The sequence below is a fragment of the Halomonas sp. ISL-56 genome, assembly GCF_018612805.1.
Lineage (GTDB): Bacteria > Pseudomonadota > Gammaproteobacteria > Pseudomonadales > Halomonadaceae > Vreelandella.
The window spans coordinates 146,449-165,182 of the sequence record NZ_JAGGRO010000004.1 but is presented as its reverse complement, the minus strand read 5'-3'; the positions used below and the strand labels follow the sequence as shown (position 1 = coordinate 165,182).

Sequence of the window (18,734 nt, the reverse complement as noted above, 5' to 3'; positions counted from 1 at the left end):
CTCGTATAATGGCGAATAGGTTATAACATAACGTTTGGCAAAGCCAAAAAATTGCTGGGTATTTTACTCCCCCATACCGTACTCCTCCATACCGAGCTGGCAATAATTAAGCGCTGGCGACGATTTGCCGCCAGCGCTTTAGAGGTGCACAAAAAAGGGGGGAGTGGCGTAGGCCGTTTGCCTGAAAGCTAGTAACGCCAGGTAGCGCCAATTTGCTGAGGCGCCACATGCAGCGCATATTCACCGGGAATCGTGATCGGCCCCAGCGAGAGGTTGGCGGGCTGGAAGCGATTAATCGCTGACGATGCCTGATTGGGCTGCGACCAAATCTGCACCTCATTGACCAGCATGCCGGTAGCAAAGTTAATGGCGCCGTCGCTTTCCCGGCCATCGGCGGCAATCACCGCGCCCGCCACACCGTTCACCAACAACGAACTTACCCGAGCACCCCAGCCACGCCGCTCGCGCTCGGCTTGAGCGAGCTGCAAGCCCAGCGCCTGCACGCCGCTTAAATCGCCGCTGGCTTTCAAACGCTCATACTCGGCCAACGCCGCCGGGTGCGGCTGGCGATCCGTCAGCATACCGGCCACGGCCAGGGCTGATTTCACCACGCCTACCCGGGCATCAAAGCGGTCATCTGGGGCGCTCGCCTCGCTGGATTGGTACGCATTCACCGCCAGGCTGGTGGCGTAAATGCCCGTCCAGCCCCACTGCCAAACGTTGGCGTGGCTAGCGCCGTTCTCAAATACCGCATCGTATTCACTCCACTGCACGCCGGTTTGAGTCGGCGTTTGTGCCTGGGCTTGTGCTTGTAGAGAGACAGGCAGAACGACCACCAGGGTGGTCACCAACGCGGCGAGAAGACGAGAAGCATGCATGAAGAGGTGCCTATATAGGGGAGCAGTAGCGCTAAGCGTAGCACGCAAAACCAATCAGACGAGGAGGATTGAAGGTTGGCGAAGTATGACTAAGGTCAATGGCGTTGCACTATAAAGGATGATTAGATATGGAAAATGACAACCAGGAGCGCCGCATGGATGACTTTTCGCCCAGTGACCTAAAAACCATTCTTCACTCCAAGCGCGCCAACCTCTATTACCTGCAACATTGTCGGGTGCTGGTGAACGGTGGTCGCGTAGAGTACGTCACCGATGAGGGCAGCAAATCCCGCTACTGGAACATCCCCATTGCCAATACTACTTCGATATTGCTGGGCACCGGCACCTCGATTACCCAGGCGGCGATGCGCGAGCTTGCTAAAGCCGGTGTATTGGTCGGGTTTTGCGGTGGTGGAGGTACGCCGCTATTTGCCGCCAATGAGGTGGATGTAGACGTTGCCTGGCTGACCCCGCAAAGCGAGTACCGACCCACGGAATATCTGCAATATTGGGTGCGCTTCTGGTTTGACGATGTAAAACGCCTGGATGCCGCCCGCGCCTTTCAGCAAGCCCGCCTTGCCCGCATCGAAGCCCTATGGACAAGCCGCGTGATGAAAGACGCAGGCTTTAGTATTTCCACCGATCACCTGCACAGCGCACTGACTCACCACCGCGAAGCGATCAAAAAAGCCCCCAGCACCGTTGATCTGCTCACCCTGGAAGCGCGGTTAACCAAAACGCTGTTCAAACTGGCGGTGAACGCCGTCGACTACGGTGACTTCACCCGCGCCAAGCGAGGTTCGGGCACCGACCCCGCTAACCGCTTTCTCGATCACGGCAACTATTTAGCCTACGGCCTGGCGGCAACCGCCACTTGGGTGCTGGGTATTCCACACGGGCTTGCGGTACTCCACGGTAAAACCCGCCGGGGTGGCTTAGTGTTTGATGTGGCCGATTTAGTCAAAGACGGGGTGATTCTGCCCCAGGCGTTTATTTCTGCTATGCGTGGCGATGAAGAGCAGGAGTTTCGCCAAGCCTGTATCGAGCGCTTAACCCGCACCGAATCCCTCGATTTTATGATCGACACGCTCAAAGAAGTCGCCCAAGAGCTGGGGAGCGGCGAAGTATGAACGTGCTGCTGATTTCCCAGTGCAACAAGAACGCCCTCAAACAAACCCGCCGCGTACTAGATCAGTTTGCCGAACGCCGTGGCGACCGCACCTGGCAGACACCGATCACCCAAGCCGGGCTGGATACCTTGCGCAAACTGCTGCGTAAAACCGCCCGCAAGAATACCGCCGTTGCATGCCACTGGATTCGAGGCCACGACCATAGCGAGCTGATGTGGGTGGTGGGGGATGCCGCTCAGTTCAATCTCAATGGTGCAGTACCGACCAATACCACTGCCCGGGATATTCTGCGCCGCCAGGATGAAAACGACTGGCACAACGGCGAAGATATTCTTCTGCTTACCGCTCTTGCTGCGTTATTGCACGACCTGGGCAAAGCCTGCGACGCCTTTCAGCAGCGGCTTAAAGGCAAGTTGGAAGGGCGCAACTTATACCGCCATGAGTGGATATCGTTAAGGCTGTTCCAAGCGTTTGTGGGGAGTGATGACGACGCTACTTGGTTGGCGCGACTGGCCGAAGGCGGCTATCAAGAGCAGGACTGGCTGGAGGGTTTAGAGCGTGACGGATTAGATAGCCCCACCTCGGCGGTGTTTAGTCGCTTGCCGCCGCTGGCTGCTGCACTGGGTTGGTTAGTGCTTAGCCACCACCGCCTGCCGTTACAGCCGCCGGAAAAGGATGGCAATACTGAAAGGCGCTGGGGAAGAGGAAAGGCGCCCCTTCAGGCGGAGCATCTGGGCGGGCTATTTGCGTCTATTCATGCCGAGTGGAATGAGATTCCCGAAACCCAAGACCCTAAGCGTATCGCCCCGTACTGGAAATTCAGCGGTGGGTTGCCGTTGAGTACGTCACGCTGGCGTGAACGTGCCGCCAAACTTGCCACGCGGCTACAGGCACGGCTAAAAGTGGATCGTCACTGGCTGGAAAGTCACTACGTCATGCACTTGGCGCGGCTAAGCTTAATGCTCGCCGACCATCACTACTCAAGCCTGGAAGACCTACAGCATCGCGTGCGTGGCGAACCCAACTATCCGCTAATAGCCAATACCGTGCGCAAAACTGGCAAGCCCAATCAGCCCTTGGATGAACATATATTGGGCGTGGAAAAACACGCCGCCGCGATTGCTCGCGCACTGCCTAGCGTCGACAGCCATCTGCCGCGTTTAGCGCGCCATAAAGGCTTTCGTAAACGCAGCAGCCACCCGCGCTTTCGCTGGCAGGATAAAGCCTTTGACCTTGCTCAATCGCTAAGGGAACGCAGTCAGCGCCAAGGTTTTTTTGGCATCAATATGGCCTCCACTGGCTGCGGTAAGACCCTGGCGAATGGGCGCATTATGTACGCGCTGGCTGACCCTCAGCAGGGCGCGCGCTTCAGCATTGCGCTGGGGCTGCGCACGTTAACGCTGCAGACCGGTCAAGCTCTTCGTGAACGCTTGCATCTGGGGGAGGATGAACTCGCTGTTCGTGTGGGTGGTAGTGCCAATAAAACGTTGTTTGAGCACTATGAACAAGAAGCCGAAGCCAGTGGCTCGGCGTCTCAGCAGGCGCTGATCGAAGAAGACGCCCACGTGGTGTTTGACGGCAATTTCGATAATCACCCGGTGCTGCGCCGCCTGAATAATGAACCGGGCACCCGCGCCCTGATTGCCGCGCCCATTTTGGTATGTACCGTTGACCACCTGGTGCCTGCTACGGAGAGCACCCGCGGCGGGCGGCAGATCGTGCCCATGCTGCGGCTAATGAGCAGTGATTTAGTGCTCGATGAAATCGACGATTTCGATATCAACGACCTGCCTGCACTGACTCGATTAGTAAATTGGGCGGGGCTGTTGGGATCGCGGGTGCTGCTGTCATCGGCCACCTTGCCGCCCGCATTGGTCGAAGGGTTGTATGAAGCCTACCGCAGCGGCCGCGAAGCCTTTCAACGCCACCGAGGCGAACCGGGCTTGGCAGTGGATATCTGCTGCGCCTGGTTCGACGAGCACGATCGTCAGCATGAAAACTGCGCCAGTAGTGAGACCTTCAAGACCGCGCATCATGCTTTTGCCAAGCGTCGGTTAGAGCGTCTATCGACTAGCCCGGTGCGCCGCCGTGGCGAGATTTTAGCGTTGCCGTCGCTGGGTAAACGGCCAGAAGAAATAAGGCCTGCAGTTGCAGCGCTTCTACGCGAGCATGCGCTGGCGCTGCACCAGCAGCACCACTCCGTTGATCCCCACACCAGCAAACGCGTCAGTTTCGGTTTGATTCGCATGGCCAATATCGACCCCTGGGTGGATGTGGCCAGGGCGCTGTTTCAGCAGGGCGCTCCTGAAGGTGTGCGCATCCACCTCTGCGTCTACCACTCTCGTCACCCGTTGGTGATGCGCTCGGAAATTGAACGCCGGTTGGATAAAACGCTGCAACGGGCCGAGCCCGAGCGCGTTTTCCAGCAGCCCAATATCCGCCGCCTGCTGGATAGCAGCGAAGAAAACGACCACCTGTTTATTGTGCTGGGCTCGCCGGTCACGGAAGTCGGTCGCGACCACGATTACGACTGGGCGATAGTCGAACCTTCTTCCATGCGCTCGATTATCCAGTTAGCGGGCCGGGTGCGTCGTCACCGTGAACAGTCCTGCGAAGTACCCAATATTTTGCTGTTAGAGACCAATCTAAAAGACCTTGAGCGACCGGGAGAACCTGCTTTTCATAAGCCAGGCTTTGAAACAAACGCTACCTGGCGTCTCAAAAACCACTCACTGAACACCTTGTTAACGCCGAATGAGTACCAGGTGATTGATGCTCGCCCCCGCGTGCTGGCGCGGGAAACGCTGCAGGCCAAGGAGAGCCTCGTCGATCTGGAGCATGAGCGGCTGCATCAACTGATGATCGAACAGCCCGCCGAGCCGTTAACCAAAAAAGACATAAGATTAAAAAAGCAGCCCAAGCCACCGCCGCTAGGCGCATACAGCTGGCATGTCATGCCGCAACTGCACTTAACCGGTGTATTGATTCAGCGTGATCCATTTCGCAAGCAGCTCGAACCTGAAATAACCCTAGCGCTGCTGCCCGATGAAGGCGGCGAAAGCTGGACGCTACACCGCGTAGACGACGGCGCAAGGCGGGGTGAAAAGCTTTATGTGCCGGTAGAAGAGAGCCTGCTGGTGCGAGTAGACCTAACAAAAGAGCAGGGCGAGCGGATTCAGCCTTGGGGTGCCAGCGACTATTTAGCAGCGCTCGCCGACTTAGCAGAAGACCTGGATATCTCCCTGGATCGCGCCGCCCGAACCTTCGGCACGGTAACGGCCTCGGCTAGAAACCAGCGGTGGGGGTATCACCCAGTGTTGGGGTTTTGGCGGAGCAAATGAGGGCCGGTAAAGATACCGGCCCGCTGCCTGTGCGGCAGAGTATCGTAGCAAATGAACCCAAAGGGGTAATTTTCTAAGCTACCTGTTCGGTTTTTATCCATTACACCTATAGGTGCGTATGCAATCTAGTTAGCATAATGTGCTTGACGTAGATCTTAGAGCACACTAAAGTAAACCCGTGAGCGCTGCAACGCTCACGGGCAAAAAAAGTAAGGAATAATTGACTGTATCTGACTCTCCCAGTTGAGGAAGAGAAGGAGGATGCTAGTGTGGTTAATTACCACATCGTTAGAAGAGTAGAGCAGCGGGTTAGTTAACAACCCGCTTATGCCCAGAGGTTTCGACCTCGGGGCATATTTTGCACGATATCCGCATTGATGCAAAGAGGCTCTGCTTTATGTCTGATTCCGCAAGTGAGCAACAATCGAGTTTAGAATTTACAATAAAAGAGTTTTTGGGCGAACGTTTTCGCTTAAAGAGTGAAAAGCTACTTCCCGATGATCCGAAATATCAGGCACTGGTTGAGCAGTTCCAGTTCGATAACTGGATCAACGATGCAGCAAGGCGCGTTGGTCAGCTGCAAGTCGTTACCCACTCCCTCAAACCTATCCACCCCGATGCCAAAGGCTCCAACCTTTACGCTCCTCCCGAATCGCTAATCAACCATCGTCTTGTCGGCAGCCACGTGCTACCCGCTGATTTTGCTGGCGATGTTGTTGGGAACGCCGCAGCCTTGGATGTGTATAAGTTCTTGAAGCTCCAGTTCGAGGGAAAATCGCTTCTTGAGCGTGCGCTAGAAAATGATAGCGAGTTTGCCAAAGCATTAAGCGATAAACCCGAACAAGCCCAGGTGTGGATCAACGCCTTTGCGGCGATTACCGAGCCGCGCGGTGAGCACGCCTCACATACCCGAGGCAAACAGCTCTACTGGCTGGTGGGTGATGAGGCCTTGGAAAATGGAGACTTCCATCTGCTAGCCCCACTCTATGCCACCTCGCTGGCCCACCGCGTATTCCAAACCATTAACCATGACCGCTTTAGCGAAGAGGCTAAAGAGGCACGTAAAGCCAAGCGGGAAGGCAAATACGCCGAGCAACCCGTGCACAGCTACCCCAACTTAGCTGTACAGAAAATGGGTGGCACCAAGCCGCAGAATATTTCGCAACTGAATAGCGAACGGGGCGGCAATAATTATCTCTTAGCCTCAATGCCGCCTAGTTGGGAAAAGCAAAAGGTCAGCCCGCCATATAACGTGGATTCTATTTTTCAGCGTTTTGAAAAATTAAACAGCGTTAAGAAAATTTTAAGCACTCTCTCCTGGTTCCTAGCAAGCGATCCATCCCCGAATGTTCATACCCGTTCTCGGGTGGATAATATTCACGGCTCTCTGATAGATGAGCTGATGGTTTTCACAAGCCAGTTTTATGAGTTGCCAGCAGGTTGGAGTAATAACGACCAGTGCAAGTTGCCAGACGAGGAAACTTACTGGCTTGATCCAGAGCGTGCGGAAGATGATGAACAGTTTAGACAAGCTCGCAAGAACACCGATTGGGCAACTACTGTGCGCCAAAGGTTTTCCAATTGGCTTAATGGAAAATTAAGTAAAAAACTGAGCTTAGGTGATGTTGAGTTTCGCCATTGGCAGAAAAAACTGAAAGAAGACTCTACCCATCAGCGCGTTTTGGATCGTGATCGCCGCTGGATGGCATCGCTGGAAAAAGAATTAGATGCATGGCAAGGAGTGCTAGACGATGAGTGAAGTAAAAAATCTCCTGGTTCTACCACGCCTGCGGGTACAAAACGCCAACGCGATTTCCAGCCCAATGACCTGGGGCTTTCCTGCCATGAGTGCTTTTGTAGGCTTGATGCACGCCCTGGAGCGCAAACTCTATGCAGCAGGTATCAACGTTTCGCTCGGTAACGTCGGCGTTATTTGCCACGACTTTGACGCCCAAGCCACAGAGGGCGGCTATATCCGAGGCTTTCATCTGACCCGTAATCCAGTGGATAAAACCGGCGGCACGGCAGCGATTGTAGAAGAAGGGCGCGTCCATCTGGATATTACGCTGATCTTCACAATTGATTCAGCGGCGGCGGAAAGTGAGCACGAGCACATTGCCGAAAAAATTGGTGAGATCGTTGCGGGTATGCGTATTGCTGGAGGCAGCGTCATCCCCAATCTCGCCGTGCCAAGCCACAAACAACGCCCGCAATGGGTCACACTTGATGACGATGAAGACGAGCGTCAAAAGCAGTTCGCGCGCCTAAAACGCCGCTGGCTGCCGGGCTTTGCGTTAACTCTGCGCGATGACTATCTCACCGAACACCATCAGACGCTGCAACAGCAAAACCCGGAGGCCAGTTTGCTGGATGCGTGGCTAGACCTTTCACGGCTTAACCACTATTGCGCCCTTGAAAATAAAGGTGAATCCAACGAAAAGCCTGTTTGGCAGGTGCAGCGCCCCTATCGCGGCTGGCTGGTGCCTATCCCCGTAGGTTACGGCGCTATTTCTGATCTTTTTAATCCTGGAGAAGTGGCTAACGCCCGGGATAACAAGACTAAGTTTCGCTTTGTTGAAAGCCTCTACTCCATTGGCGAATGGGTCAGCCCCCACCGCATGAAGCAACCTGAAGACCTGCTTTGGTACGTTGAAAACGACGAAGAAGCGGGACTTTACCGACTCAACAACGATTACCACCTTCGCGCCTCAGCACAGTAAACAAGGAGCTTAATCATGGCTAAAAACGACACCCTTAAAACCGCTTCCGTCCTCGCCTTTGAACGCAAGCTTGACCCTTCCGATGCCCTGCTTTACGCCAGCAACTGGGAAAAGCGGCAAGATGATCAGCAGTGGCAGCCGGTAGAAGTGCGCGAAAAATCGGTGCGCGGCACCATTTCCAACCGCCTGAAAGCCAAAGACCAAGACCCCGCTAAGCTAGACGCGGCGATTGAAAATCCCAACCTGCAAACTGTCGATGTCGCCACGCTGCCCCACGATGCAGATACTTTAGTTACTCGTTTTACGCTACGTGTATTGGCCGGTGCCGGAACGCCTTCAGCCTGTAACAACGCCGAGTACCAAGCCAAGCTGGAACAAGCCGTCGCCGAATATAAGCAGGCGCAAGGCTTTGGCGAGCTGGCGCATCGCTATGCCAATAACCTCGCGAATGGTCGGTTCCTATGGCGCAACCGCATGGGCGCAGAGCAAGTCGAGGTCAGTGTTCGCCAATTGGCCCAGGGCAAAACCACCAAAGAGTGGACGTTTGATGCACTGTCGCTCTCGTTGCGGGCTTTCGAGAATACCGCCGAGCTTAAAGAACTCGCCGATGTTATCGCCGCCGCGTTGGCCGGTGAGCAGCACTTGCTGCTAGAGGTAGTGGCCTATGTGCGCGTGGGCAGTGGCCAAGAGGTGTTCCCATCTCAAGAGCTGATTCTAGACCGGGGCCGAGGCGATAAGAGCAAAACGCTTTATCACGTGAGCAAAATTGCCGGTATTCACTCGCAGAAACTGGGTAACGCCATTCGCACCATCGATACCTGGTACCCCAATGAGAACGATGAAGACCTCGGGCCTATTGCTGTGGAGCCCTATGGTTCGGTGACTACCCAGGGCAAAGCGTACCGCCAGCCCAAGCAGAAGGCTGATTTCTACTCACTGCTGGATAACTGGATGATCAAAGACCAAGTGCCTTCCAAAGAGGATCAGCACTTTGTGATGGCAACGCTGATTCGCGGTGGCGTATTCGGCGAAGCGGGGTAAGCCATGGATCACTATATCGATATCCGATTAAGGCCCGATCCTGACTTCGCCCCGGCAATGTTGATGGGCGCGCTTTATAACAAGCTGCACCGGGCGCTGTTTGATTTTCAGGCTGTGGATGTAGGCGTCAGTTTCCCAGGCCATAAGCACGGTGTTCGTTCCCGGACACTAGGCGACCATCTTCGCCTACACAGCACGCAAGCGCGTTTGCAGCAGCTAATGAGCGCCGACTGGCTAACGGGTATGCGCGATCACACCCAGGTGAGCGAGGTGCTTGCAGTACCTGCTGATGCTCAACACGTCAACGTGGCGCGTAAGCAGTTCAATACGGGCAGTGAAAGCCGAGCCAAGCGCTACGCTAAACGGCATGATATTTCCGAAGAAGAGGCGCGGAAAATTTACGCTAAGTTGGCCGAACGGCGCATTGAGCTCCCCTTTGTGCAGATCAATAGCCGCTCCACACAGCAGCGTTTTAGCCTGTTTATTGAACATGGCAAACCGGCCGCGTCTGCCACGGATGGCACGTTCAGCCATTACGGGCTAAGTCCCAACGCCACGGTGCCCTGGTTTTGACCCTTTTTCTCAGCAATAAATTAGGCCACCAATAATCAACCACTTAGCGGTATCGCTCAAAAAAGGGTGATACCGCTTTTTTCGGCTAAAGCTCTTTAACAATCAGCACATTAATTTTGATATGCTCTAGTGCGCTGCCGCCCAGGCAGCTCAGAAATGAGATTTTGCGCATGAATGCTGCAGTACAAGGTGCGCTGCCGCCCAGGCAGCTCAGAAATCGCTTAAAACTATCTCCGACTCTATCAATCAGTGCGCTGCCGCCCAGGCAGCTCAGAAATCAAACGCTTTATTGAACTCGCTGTAATTGATGTGCGCTGCCGCCCAGGCAGCTCAGAAAAGAACGGGCGCGGGGTTCTGGTTGAATCGCCGGTGCGCTGCCGCCCAGGCAGCTCAGAAAAATATGGATCTAGTTGGCCCTAGTGGTACTGAGTGCGCTGCCGCCCAGGCAGCTCAGAAAGCCACCACGCCTCGATCTTCGGCCACCTGCTGGTGCGCTGCCGCCCAGGCAGCTCAGAAACAGTCTGTTCGATACGCTAGAGGATGATGCCGGTGCGCTGCCGCCCAGGCAGCTCAGAAAATGCACTCCAAGCGCTTGAGCTACGGGAACGGAGTGCGCTGCCGCCCAGGCAGCTCAGAAACGCTCATGTTCGGCGGCATTACTTGTCAAATCGTGCGCTGCCGCCCAGGCAGCTCAGAAAACTGTAACGCTGCCCTACACGCCACTCTCAAGGTGCGCTGCCGCCCAGGCAGCTCAGAAAACCCCGGCTAAAACGCGGCGCGCATGGCAAAAAGTGCGCTGCCGCCCAGGCAGCTCAGAAAATGGCCCCCAGGAGTCCGCAGTTGCACCCCTGGTGCGCTGCCGCCCAGGCAGCTCAGAAATATTGGTAGAGTCAAGGGGTGTCGCCGGTGTCGTGCGCTGCCGCCCAGGCAGCTCAGAAAAAAGAGCTCACCTGCACGCCAAAGGGTGTCCGGTGCGCTGCCGCCCAGGCAGCTCAGAAATAGCGTCGACATTGCGTTCAACGAAGCTATCCGTGCGCTGCCGCCCAGGCAGCTCAGAAACGTTATTCAACAGATGCTAGGGCATGAACAAAGTGCGCTGCCGCCCAGGCAGCTCAGAAAGTGAAGAGAGGGGTTCAGGTTTAGGGGTTCATGTGCGCTGCCGCCCAGGCAGCTCAGAAAGCGAACAGCGCGGAAGCATAATCACACTGAGAGTGCGCTGCCGCCCAGGCAGCTCAGAAAAGCTCAAGCCGACGAATTTCCGCTGAATCGCCGTGCGCTGCCGCCCAGGCAGCTCAGAAAAGCAGCCTGGGTATCTTCATTGCCAGAAAATTGTGCGCTGCCGCCCAGGCAGCTCAGAAATAGCCACGCTGAATAACTTCGGCACCGTGCGCGTGCGCTGCCGCCCAGGCAGCTCAGAAAGCACTCATGGAAGTAGTGCAGTTCGCCCGAGAGTGCGCTGCCGCCCAGGCAGCTCAGAAATGGTAGATCAGCTTTGCCGTGTTGACGAGTACGTGCGCTGCCGCCCAGGCAGCTCAGAAATCAAGAGAGCCGCCTGTCGCCTTGCGAACGCAGTGCGCTGCCGCCCAGGCAGCTCAGAAAAGCCCCGCCGAAACCCGAAAAGCGCTTGAAGTGTGCGCTGCCGCCCAGGCAGCTCAGAAATATCGTCATGAGGTGTGCATTTCGGTGTTAGAGCTCGCTGCCGTGCAGGCAGCTCAGAAATTGCGGGTACGGCCAGGAATCCCCAACCTTCTGTGCGCTGCCGCGCAGGCAGCTCAGAAAACTCCGTAAGCGGTAGTTGCTCTAGCGGCACCGTGCGCTGCCGCCCAGGCAGTTTCAGATAGATTTAAGGTATGTGCATCTGGCACCGCTGCGCGGTGCTTCCGTGGGTGCACTGACGCTTACGCGCTACTCGGAATGTGCATTGGGCGAGCAAGATGGTCTGTTAACGATGATATGACTTAATGCTCGACAGATTGAAATGTGACTGCTTCATCGAAACCGTACATGCATTGCTCTGGAAAGCTCGCTACCAGTCTCAATCGCTGCTGCGCGGCGGGCATCTCCATACGCTTCGTTCATCAGCTCAGGTAGTAATGCTTTCAAGCTGGGGTTGTCGTTAAGCAGGCGGGTTGTTTTGGCTTGGGCATCGATGATGGTCAACCGCCAGCTACGTGGGCGCCGTTCAGGCTGGTGATCCCATTTAAGCAGGTGCATTAACAGGCGAGCCATTTGGCTGACCAGCACGCACCGTTCGGTTTTGCCCATGCTTTCAATCTCCTCGGCCAGATGCTTAAGATCAAGTTGTTCCAGTTTTCCTGCCCGCAGAAATCCTGCTTGCTCAAGCGCCCAGGCCTAGGCATCGTGTTCATAATGTACGGCCATAGTGATACTCCTCTAAAACCGCTTTGCATCTGTTTAGTGTAAACGTAAGACGACAGCCGGCGAAAAACTTGAAGTGAATATAAGTTAACGGGATGGCTTCTGTTTACTGCTGTTAAAGCGGGATGCGGGGATAGTCTGCCTGCTAATTTGTGTGGTTATAATTAGTTTTGTGCTAATGCTCAGACAGCTCAGAATCAAAGCGACAAAAGCTATCACCCCAGCATCCTTTTCGCTGCTGCCTAGACAGCTCAGAAAATGTCTAAACGTTGGCCCACCTCAAGAGATCAGTGCGCTGCCGCCCAGGCAGTTGTGGTTAGATATGTGCCCTTGGCACCGCTGCGCGGTGCTTTCGCGGGTGCGCCTGAGGCTTACCGCGCGCTACTCGGAATCTGCATAACGGGTAATAATTGGCAAGTGAGCGTTGCTGCTCAGGATTCTTAGGAGAAATGTGGGGGTTCGAGTCTCCCCATCCGCAGTGCGTTTCAGCCAAGGCAGTTTTAAAGCTGGCTTTAAGGTGTGTGCCCGTGGCACCGCTGCGCTGACGCTACTCGATGTGTTGCTTGGTTGGTTAACTTTGCGCAAAAAAAGCCACCGCGGTGGTGGCTTGTCTGGTGAGTTTAGAAAACGCAAAACCCTAATCTTCTTGTGGGGGTGTTTCCATGGCGCGTTTATCGTCGGGTACTCGGACGATGTGGCCGACTTCCAGCTTGTGGTGGCTTTGGTGGCGGCCGCCTTTGGTATCGATGATCGCGGCGACTTCGCCGATGCTGACGGCGTCATCTTCTCGGTAGGCTTCTACTTTGACGCGAACCATGGCGCCTTGATAGCGGGCGGAAATAATGTCGCCTGGGTCAGGTTGGCCGCTCTGCTCCGGGTGCTTTTTAAAGTACAGCACAATACTGGCGTTGCCGGGTTCGTCCCATTCAATATGCTGATGCATCGCTGTCTTCCTTGGTTAAATAAGCGTGTTTTTGAAGCGCATTGCCTTAGTGTAGTGCCTTCAACGGGGTTGTGTTCTGTTTATCCAAGGTTCTGTTCTTCCACCGCCGGTGGGCTGTTTTCCTGCCCCACGTACTGAAATAGAAAGTTAAGCGCTGCCGGTAGGCTGGCGCGCCATACCTGCCATGTGTGGCCGCCGGGGTAGAGATCAAGCCGCACATCGTTGGGCTGGATGCGTTCCATGGCTTGACGCAGGATGCGCGCGTGAAATTCCGCGTCATAAACGTCGCTACGTCCCGCGCTGATATACAGCGGCACGGGGGGAAGATCGCCCTCTTCCTCAGTACCGCGGGGAGTTACGCGCAGGCGGTAGTCTTCCAAATAGGCGGTGTAGTTAAGGCTTTGCCAAAGTTCGCGATCAAACCGCCCCTGATCATTGATAAATGAGGGGTGGCGCCAGGCGGTGGAGTTACGCGGCGGCAGGGGAGCGTAGCTTGCGGGGCTTAACACGGCGACTGCGGCAAACAGCTCAGGCCGCTCCAGAGCGAAGTTGAGTGCCCCATAGCCGCCGGCCGAATAGCCCGCCACGCCACGCAGGTGGCGTTCTTGTCCCACGCGATAGGTTGCTTCCACGTGAGGCATTAGGTCGTTAAAAAACGCGCTACGGGCAGGTTCGTTGTGACCATCCACCCACCAACTGCGGCTGCCGGGCATAATGAAAACGGCCGGAGGAATATGTCCGGCGCTAATTAACCTATCCGCCACCTGCTGCAAGTTGCCGCGAGAAACCCAATCGCGGTCAGTATTAAACGAGCCGTGCAGCATATACACAACGGGATAGGCGTCTGTCGCTTGGGCGTCATAATTGTCAGGTAAATAAACGCTGTAGGGGTAGTCGTAACCTAGCGTGGGCGAGAAAAACTGATGGTGCTCAACCTCGCTGGCTAAACTATGGCCACTGAATGTTAGCCACCCAATAAATGCAGTGAGTAGGGCGTTAAATCGGTACGAAAGCAGCGGTGGCTTGGGGATGAACACGTTTCCTCCGGGAATTAAAACTGTTCAATAGGGTCGGACAGCGTGAAGGCCCTCATTGTTCATCATAGCCATATAAGACAGTCAGTTAGCATAGTCATTCATCATCGCCATTCAAAATGCCAGGGTAGGAATAGGTAGCGGCGGGAGGCCCAATGCGGAAAATTGAAGAGATCTATTGGTTGCGTGCTTACGGCTGTATGGCCGTTTTTTTGTTTCATTTATTAGATCACGTCAATCAACGCCTCGATAACGTTGCTACCGATTTGATGCGCATACCGTTGGTGTTGGGCACGCCGATTTTCCTGTTTATTGCTGTCTTTGTGTTTGCCGTTCGCTACGACAAAGCCGTGCCGGAAGGCTTTCTGGCCCAGCGTGTGAAGTATGTAATGGTTCCGTATTTTGTGTATGGCTTTATTTATTCGACGGCTGAATGGGTAAGGTTGCAGGCATCAGACGAGCCGGTAGGCTTCGTGGCCAACGCTGTTGAGTATTATATTTATGCGGGCTGGCATGGCTATTTTCTAATCATTGCCATGCAGTTTTATGCCGCCTATTGGTTGTTTACCCGCTGGCAGCTGTGGCGCTTGAACCCGGTGCCGTGGCTGTGGGGCGCTTGTGTCATCAGCATGGCGTATTGGGGCCTGGCTTATTGGTTTGACGTTGACTGGCCCGGCTATCTGCTGTGGATTGCCCCGCTGGGGTGGATCTATGTATTTTTCCTGGCGCTGGTGTTGGTGCGCTACTACCCGTTAGCTCCTGAGGGCTTGTTTCTGGCGCGGCCTGCCTGGATGCAGCAAATGGCACGCCCGGTATGGCTGGCGCTGCTGGTGGCGCTGATTATTGCCGCGACCTTTGCGGGCTGGCTGGCATTCTCTTCTAAAGAGGTGTGGGTGATTCCTTTCTTCGTGCTATTTACGCTTTGCGCCATGCGTTACTTGGCCGGGCGGCCTGCGCCTATGTGGGTGCGCCACATCAATGCGTATTCGTTTGGTATCTACTTGGCTCACCCGATGTTCTTTGTGCTTGCCGATCTGGCTATTGAGCCTTTGTCGCTACCGATAGGAGCGTATGCCCTGGTGCTTTTGGTGGTGGGCGTAGTGGGGTCGGCGTCGCTTAATAAGCTGGCTAATACCACCACACTTGGCGCGATGCTGTTCGGCAAGCGGTTGAAGGTAAGTTAGTAAAGCAAGGTTAGTAAAACAAGGTTAGTAAAGCTAGGTTAGTAAAGCTAGGTTAGTAAAGCTAGGTTAGTGAAGATAAGCCAGTAAAGACAGCCCAGTTAAAACAGGCCGGTAAAGAAAGCGCTAGTGAGTAGCGGCAGAAAGCGTATCAGGGACGAGGCGTGCAAATCGTATCGGGTGCGTTAGGCAACGTGCGGGTAGCTGGCTCTTCTGCTTGGCTAAGCAAATGTCCGCTGTAGCTTTTCAAACGGGTGGGGAAGGCGTGTAAACGCTGCAGGAAATCATCTATCGCTCTGCTATCGTCCAGCTCAGGGTCAAAGCCGCCCAAGCGTTCAAGCCACGCTCGCCTAACGGCAATGTAGGGCGGGAATATCAAGGCGCTAACCAATAAGCGCCGTAGAATGCGTTCCGGCAGCGATGGTTGGGTGAAACCGATAATTAAGGCGTCAAGACTGTAGGTGTTGAGCTGTGGGTAGAGCGCACCCCAGAGGTCGGATGGCAGTGGTTTTTTCTGCAGCGCAATGATTAGCCACTCTGCTTGACTGGCAGACGCCGCTTTATTGAGGCGAGCCCCTAGGGGCCGCACCGGGGTAATTAGCGAGTGAGTGTGGTAACGCTGCTCGATAGCACTCAGCCGTTCTTGGGCATGAGTGGCCGTCACCAAAATAGGCAGCAAATGGTCGGCAACACCGGATTCACGTATGGATTTTAAGTGGCGTGGCAACATTTCACCCGTCACCATGGCGTCAACAATAAAGCAGACCGATCCCATTTGCCGACTCCGACTGTGAGCAAACCTATCAAATTGTAATTTATTGTAGTATCTGGTTTATTTGGGTAGCAAGTAAAAAAACTTGCGAGCCCCAAAAGAGTATTCAGTATATTTAATGCACTAAAAGTGCGCATAAAGAATTATTTTTGTTCTATTTTGGTGCGTTATGGTTTTTTTAAGCGGCTTTAGAAGCCTGCTTTAACAATTATGCGTCATCAAGAGGCATTGAGATCCATTTTTTAATAGTTATAAAACAGTTAGTTGTTGTCTTTTTATGCCATATTGGTGCAGTGTTGGCATGCTCTCTGCATTATATTTGGAAGCGGCTAGCGGGCCGTAGGCATAAGCCTTGCGGCGTGCTAAAACGATAGCCGGTCTGAAATGCTCGCTGAGCGATTTGTGAAAAATGTCAGGCAAACGTTGAGCGAACAAGAATGACAAACGTGCGGTTTAGCACGTATTTTGTCGAACAACACTTTTATCGGTAGCTTACTGTCGTTAGCTTTAAGCCACGCTCATACCGGAGGACACTATGTCAGCCAAGACTCTCGCGCTAATTGAAGAACACGATGTTAAATGGGTAGACCTGCGTTTTACCGACACGCGCGGTAAAGAACAGCACGTTACCGTGCCCGCTCGCGATGTGAACGAAGAATTTTTCGAGAATGGCCAAATGTTTGATGGCTCTTCTATCGAAGGTTGGAAGGGCATCAACGAATCCGACATGATTCTGAGCCCGGAAGATGGTACAGGCTACCTCGACCCCTTCACCGAGGATGCAACGCTGGTTCTGCGTTGCGACATCATCGAGCCGGCCACTATGCAGGGCTACGATCGTGATCCGCGCTCCATTGCCAAGCGCGCCGAAGCTTATCTAGAGTCTACGGGTCTGGGTGATACCGCGTTTTTCGGTCCTGAGCCTGAGTTTTTCATCTTTGACGAAGTGCATTGGAAGTCTGACATTCAGGGTTCCATGTATAAAATTACTTCTGACGAAGGTGCCTGGGCAACCAATAGTCAGGTAGAAGGCGGCAACTTAGGTCACCGTCCGCGCGTTAAAGGCGGCTACTTCCCGGTTCCTCCGGTGGACAGCTTCCACGATATTCGTGGTGCGATGTGTAATACCCTGGAAGCGATTGGTCAGACCGTCGAGGTTCACCACCACGAGGTTGCTAACGCGGGTCAGAACGAAATCGGCGTCAAATTCAACACGCTGGTGAAGAAAGCTGACGAAGTTCAGGAAATGAAGTACGTGATCCACAACGTAGCGCATGCTTACGGCAAAACGGCGACCTTTATGCCGAAGCCGCTGGTAGGTGATAACGGTTCGGGTATGCACGTGCACCAGTCGTTCTGGAAAGATGGCCAAAACCAGTTTGCCGGTGACGAGTACGCTGGCCTGTCTGAAATGGCGCTTTTCTATATCGGCGGCATCATCAAGCACGCTCGTGCACTGAACGCCTTTACTAACGCTTCTACTAACTCTTACAAGCGTTTGGTGCCAGGTTTTGAAGCGCCGGTTATGCTGGCTTACAGCGCCCGCAACCGTTCTGCTTCAATCCGTATTCCCTACACGGCAAGCCCGAAAGGCAAACGCGTAGAAGCGCGCTTCCCTGATCCGACCGCCAACCCTTACTTGGCCTTCTCTGCCATGTTGATGGCCGGTATCGACGGCATCAAGAATAAGATCCATCCTGGCGACGCCATGGACAAAAACCTGTACGACCTGCCGCCAGAAGAAGGCAAGTTAGTACCGACTGTCGCGCACAGCCTGGATCAAGCACTGGAAGCCCTCGACGCTGACCGTGCATTCTTGACCGAAGGTGGCGTGTTCACCGACGAAATGATCGATGCCTACATTGAACTCAAGATGGAAGAAGTGGAGCGTATCCGTATGACCACGCACCCGATTGAGTTTGATATGTACTACAGCTGTTAATGAGTCACGGTGATTGTTAATAGAACCCCGCTCCGGCGGGGTTTTTTATTACTGGGGGCTGAGCAGCGCTGCAAGGGGTGCGATGAGCATTAATACAGTAGCGATGCGCGGCGTGCGGGTAGCCCTGTTGGGCGCAGCGCTCGCTGGCAGTGCAGCAACGGCGTTCGGGCAAACGGTTTACCGGGTGACCGATGAGCACGGCAACGTTACCTTCACCGATAACCCTGGCCGCGGTGGCGAGGCCTTGGAGTTGACGCCGTTGCCAAGCCTGCCGCCTGGGTTAAACGCTGCGCTCGCCAATCCTAGCGCCCCAACACCGGCTGCTGCACGACTGCGCGGTAAACCGGGGCAGCCCTTTATGCCCTATGACCACTTCTCGATTGCGCTGCCCCAGCAGGGCGCACGGGTGGAAAACGGTATGACCGCGGTGGAAGTGGCTATTGCGCCACCGCTGCGCGACGACCACCAGGTACGGCTGCTAGTGAATGGCGATATTAGCCAGACAGCGCTGCACAGCAACGTTTTCTGGCTAACGGGGCTTGCCGCAGGGCGGCACGAACTTCAGGCAGAGTTGCTGGATAGCCACCAACGTTTGCAGCACCGTACAGCAGCCGTGACGATTACGGTGCCTTAATGCTCGTTTCTTAAACGCGGTTTATGAGTAAATCCGGCATTAGAATTCCCTACCATCGCCTGTATGCACTAAAGTGGTGCATCAATAGGTGCATTTGCCGTTGTGGGTGCGCTAAAACGATTCGTCCCTGTACCCGGCGATGCCCGCAAGCCGTGCAACTGGGCAT

The 18,734-nt window shown here is 54.7% G+C and carries 14 protein-coding genes and 1 CRISPR repeat array; of the genes, 9 read left to right on the top strand and 5 right to left on the bottom strand.

The window, feature by feature from the left end:
• Nucleotides 1-188: 188 nt before the first annotated feature.
• Nucleotides 189-878 (bottom strand): hypothetical protein, encoded by a 690-nt coding sequence (locus tag J7J49_RS02845; protein WP_215090020.1) that lies wholly within the window; start codon nt 876-878, stop codon nt 189-191.
• 155 nt (nt 879-1,033) lie between these two features.
• On the opposite strand from J7J49_RS02845, the gene cas1f reads away from it, so the two are divergent.
• The 6 genes from cas1f to cas6f all read left to right on the top strand — a co-directional run bounded on the left by cas1f (nt 1,034) and on the right by cas6f (nt 9,683).
• A complete protein-coding gene (cas1f, locus tag J7J49_RS02840) occupies nt 1,034-2,008 on the top strand; it encodes a type I-F CRISPR-associated endonuclease Cas1f (RefSeq protein WP_215090253.1) in 975 nt (324 codons plus the stop codon).
• The gene (gene cas3f / locus J7J49_RS02835) at nt 2,005-5,349 is read left to right on the top strand and encodes a type I-F CRISPR-associated helicase Cas3f (protein ID WP_215090018.1); all 3,345 of its coding nucleotides are present in this window, start codon (nt 2,005-2,007) and stop codon (nt 5,347-5,349) included. The genes cas1f and cas3f overlap by 4 nt, the downstream gene beginning before the upstream one ends.
• Before the next feature lie 397 nt (nt 5,350-5,746).
• Nucleotides 5,747-7,108: a type I-F CRISPR-associated protein Csy1 gene (gene csy1, locus J7J49_RS02830; protein WP_215090015.1), complete on the top strand. Its 1,362-nt coding sequence runs from the start codon at nt 5,747-5,749 to the stop codon at nt 7,106-7,108.
• Entirely contained in the window at nt 7,101-8,069 is a 969-nt protein-coding gene (gene csy2 / locus J7J49_RS02825; RefSeq protein ID WP_215090013.1) for a type I-F CRISPR-associated protein Csy2, read from the top strand. The genes csy1 and csy2 overlap by 8 nt, the downstream gene beginning before the upstream one ends.
• A 15-nt stretch (nt 8,070-8,084) precedes the next feature.
• The gene (gene csy3 / locus J7J49_RS02820) at nt 8,085-9,110 is read left to right on the top strand and encodes a type I-F CRISPR-associated protein Csy3 (RefSeq protein ID WP_215090011.1); all 1,026 of its coding nucleotides are present in this window, start codon (nt 8,085-8,087) and stop codon (nt 9,108-9,110) included.
• 3 nt (nt 9,111-9,113) lie between these two features.
• Nucleotides 9,114-9,683 carry a type I-F CRISPR-associated endoribonuclease Cas6/Csy4 gene (gene cas6f, locus J7J49_RS02815; protein ID WP_215090009.1) on the top strand — a complete coding sequence of 190 codons (570 nt, stop codon included), beginning with the start codon at nt 9,114-9,116 and terminating at the stop codon, nt 9,681-9,683.
• 129 nt (nt 9,684-9,812) lie between these two features.
• A CRISPR array of direct repeats spans nt 9,813-11,462; the repeat unit is 28 nt; unit sequence GTGCGCTGCCGCCCAGGCAGCTCAGAAA.
• Nucleotides 11,463-11,672: 210 nt separating this feature from the next.
• Here cas6f and J7J49_RS02810 read toward each other — a convergent pair.
• The 3 genes from J7J49_RS02810 to J7J49_RS02800 form a co-directional block, all read right to left on the bottom strand.
• Nucleotides 11,673-11,993 (bottom strand): DUF29 domain-containing protein, encoded by a 321-nt coding sequence (locus J7J49_RS02810; RefSeq protein WP_251048121.1) that lies wholly within the window; start codon nt 11,991-11,993, stop codon nt 11,673-11,675.
• A 706-nt stretch (nt 11,994-12,699) separates the two neighbouring features.
• Nucleotides 12,700-13,005, bottom strand: coding sequence for a hypothetical protein (locus tag J7J49_RS02805; RefSeq protein WP_215090008.1), 306 nt, complete (start codon nt 13,003-13,005; stop codon nt 12,700-12,702).
• 80 nt (nt 13,006-13,085) lie between these two features.
• Nucleotides 13,086-14,042: an alpha/beta hydrolase gene (locus J7J49_RS02800; RefSeq protein WP_064235057.1), complete on the bottom strand. Its 957-nt coding sequence runs from the start codon at nt 14,040-14,042 to the stop codon at nt 13,086-13,088.
• 152 nt (nt 14,043-14,194) lie between these two features.
• On the opposite strand from J7J49_RS02800, the gene J7J49_RS02795 reads away from it, so the two are divergent.
• Nucleotides 14,195-15,223 (top strand): acyltransferase family protein, encoded by a 1,029-nt coding sequence (locus J7J49_RS02795; protein ID WP_215090006.1) that lies wholly within the window; start codon nt 14,195-14,197, stop codon nt 15,221-15,223.
• Between the two features lie 148 nt (nt 15,224-15,371).
• Here J7J49_RS02795 and J7J49_RS02790 read toward each other — a convergent pair whose 3' ends face one another.
• Complete coding sequence (locus J7J49_RS02790; protein WP_215090004.1) at nt 15,372-15,995, bottom strand: glycosyltransferase family A protein; 624 nt, start codon at nt 15,993-15,995, stop codon at nt 15,372-15,374.
• 532 nt (nt 15,996-16,527) lie between these two features.
• Here J7J49_RS02790 and glnA point away from each other — a divergent pair.
• Entirely contained in the window at nt 16,528-17,934 is a 1,407-nt protein-coding gene (glnA, locus tag J7J49_RS02785) for a glutamate--ammonia ligase (RefSeq protein WP_064235054.1), read from the top strand.
• 82 nt (nt 17,935-18,016) lie between these two features.
• Nucleotides 18,017-18,568 carry a DUF4124 domain-containing protein gene (locus J7J49_RS02780; protein WP_215090002.1) on the top strand — a complete coding sequence of 184 codons (552 nt, stop codon included), beginning with the start codon at nt 18,017-18,019 and terminating at the stop codon, nt 18,566-18,568.
• Nucleotides 18,569-18,734 lie beyond the last annotated feature (166 nt).

Excerpts from the sequence above, each read along its gene's own strand:
- J7J49_RS02790 (WP_215090004.1), bottom strand. The coding sequence starts at position 15,995 with ATGGGATCGGTCTGCTTTATTGTTGACGCCATGGTGACGGGTGAAATG.
- J7J49_RS02780 (WP_215090002.1), top strand. The coding sequence starts at position 18,017 with ATGAGCATTAATACAGTAGCGATGCGCGGCGTGCGGGTAGCCCTGTTG.
- cas1f (WP_215090253.1), top strand. The coding sequence starts at position 1,034 with ATGGATGACTTTTCGCCCAGTGACCTAAAAACCATTCTTCACTCCAAG.
- J7J49_RS02845 (WP_215090020.1), bottom strand. The coding sequence starts at position 878 with ATGCATGCTTCTCGTCTTCTCGCCGCGTTGGTGACCACCCTGGTGGTC.
- glnA (WP_064235054.1), top strand. The coding sequence starts at position 16,528 with ATGTCAGCCAAGACTCTCGCGCTAATTGAAGAACACGATGTTAAATGG.
- J7J49_RS02805 (WP_215090008.1), bottom strand. The coding sequence starts at position 13,005 with ATGCATCAGCATATTGAATGGGACGAACCCGGCAACGCCAGTATTGTG.
- csy2 (WP_215090013.1), top strand. The coding sequence starts at position 7,101 with ATGAGTGAAGTAAAAAATCTCCTGGTTCTACCACGCCTGCGGGTACAA.
- cas3f (WP_215090018.1), top strand. The coding sequence starts at position 2,005 with ATGAACGTGCTGCTGATTTCCCAGTGCAACAAGAACGCCCTCAAACAA.
- cas6f (WP_215090009.1), top strand. The coding sequence starts at position 9,114 with ATGGATCACTATATCGATATCCGATTAAGGCCCGATCCTGACTTCGCC.
- csy1 (WP_215090015.1), top strand. The coding sequence starts at position 5,747 with ATGTCTGATTCCGCAAGTGAGCAACAATCGAGTTTAGAATTTACAATA.
- J7J49_RS02795 (WP_215090006.1), top strand. The coding sequence starts at position 14,195 with ATGCGGAAAATTGAAGAGATCTATTGGTTGCGTGCTTACGGCTGTATG.
- csy3 (WP_215090011.1), top strand. The coding sequence starts at position 8,085 with ATGGCTAAAAACGACACCCTTAAAACCGCTTCCGTCCTCGCCTTTGAA.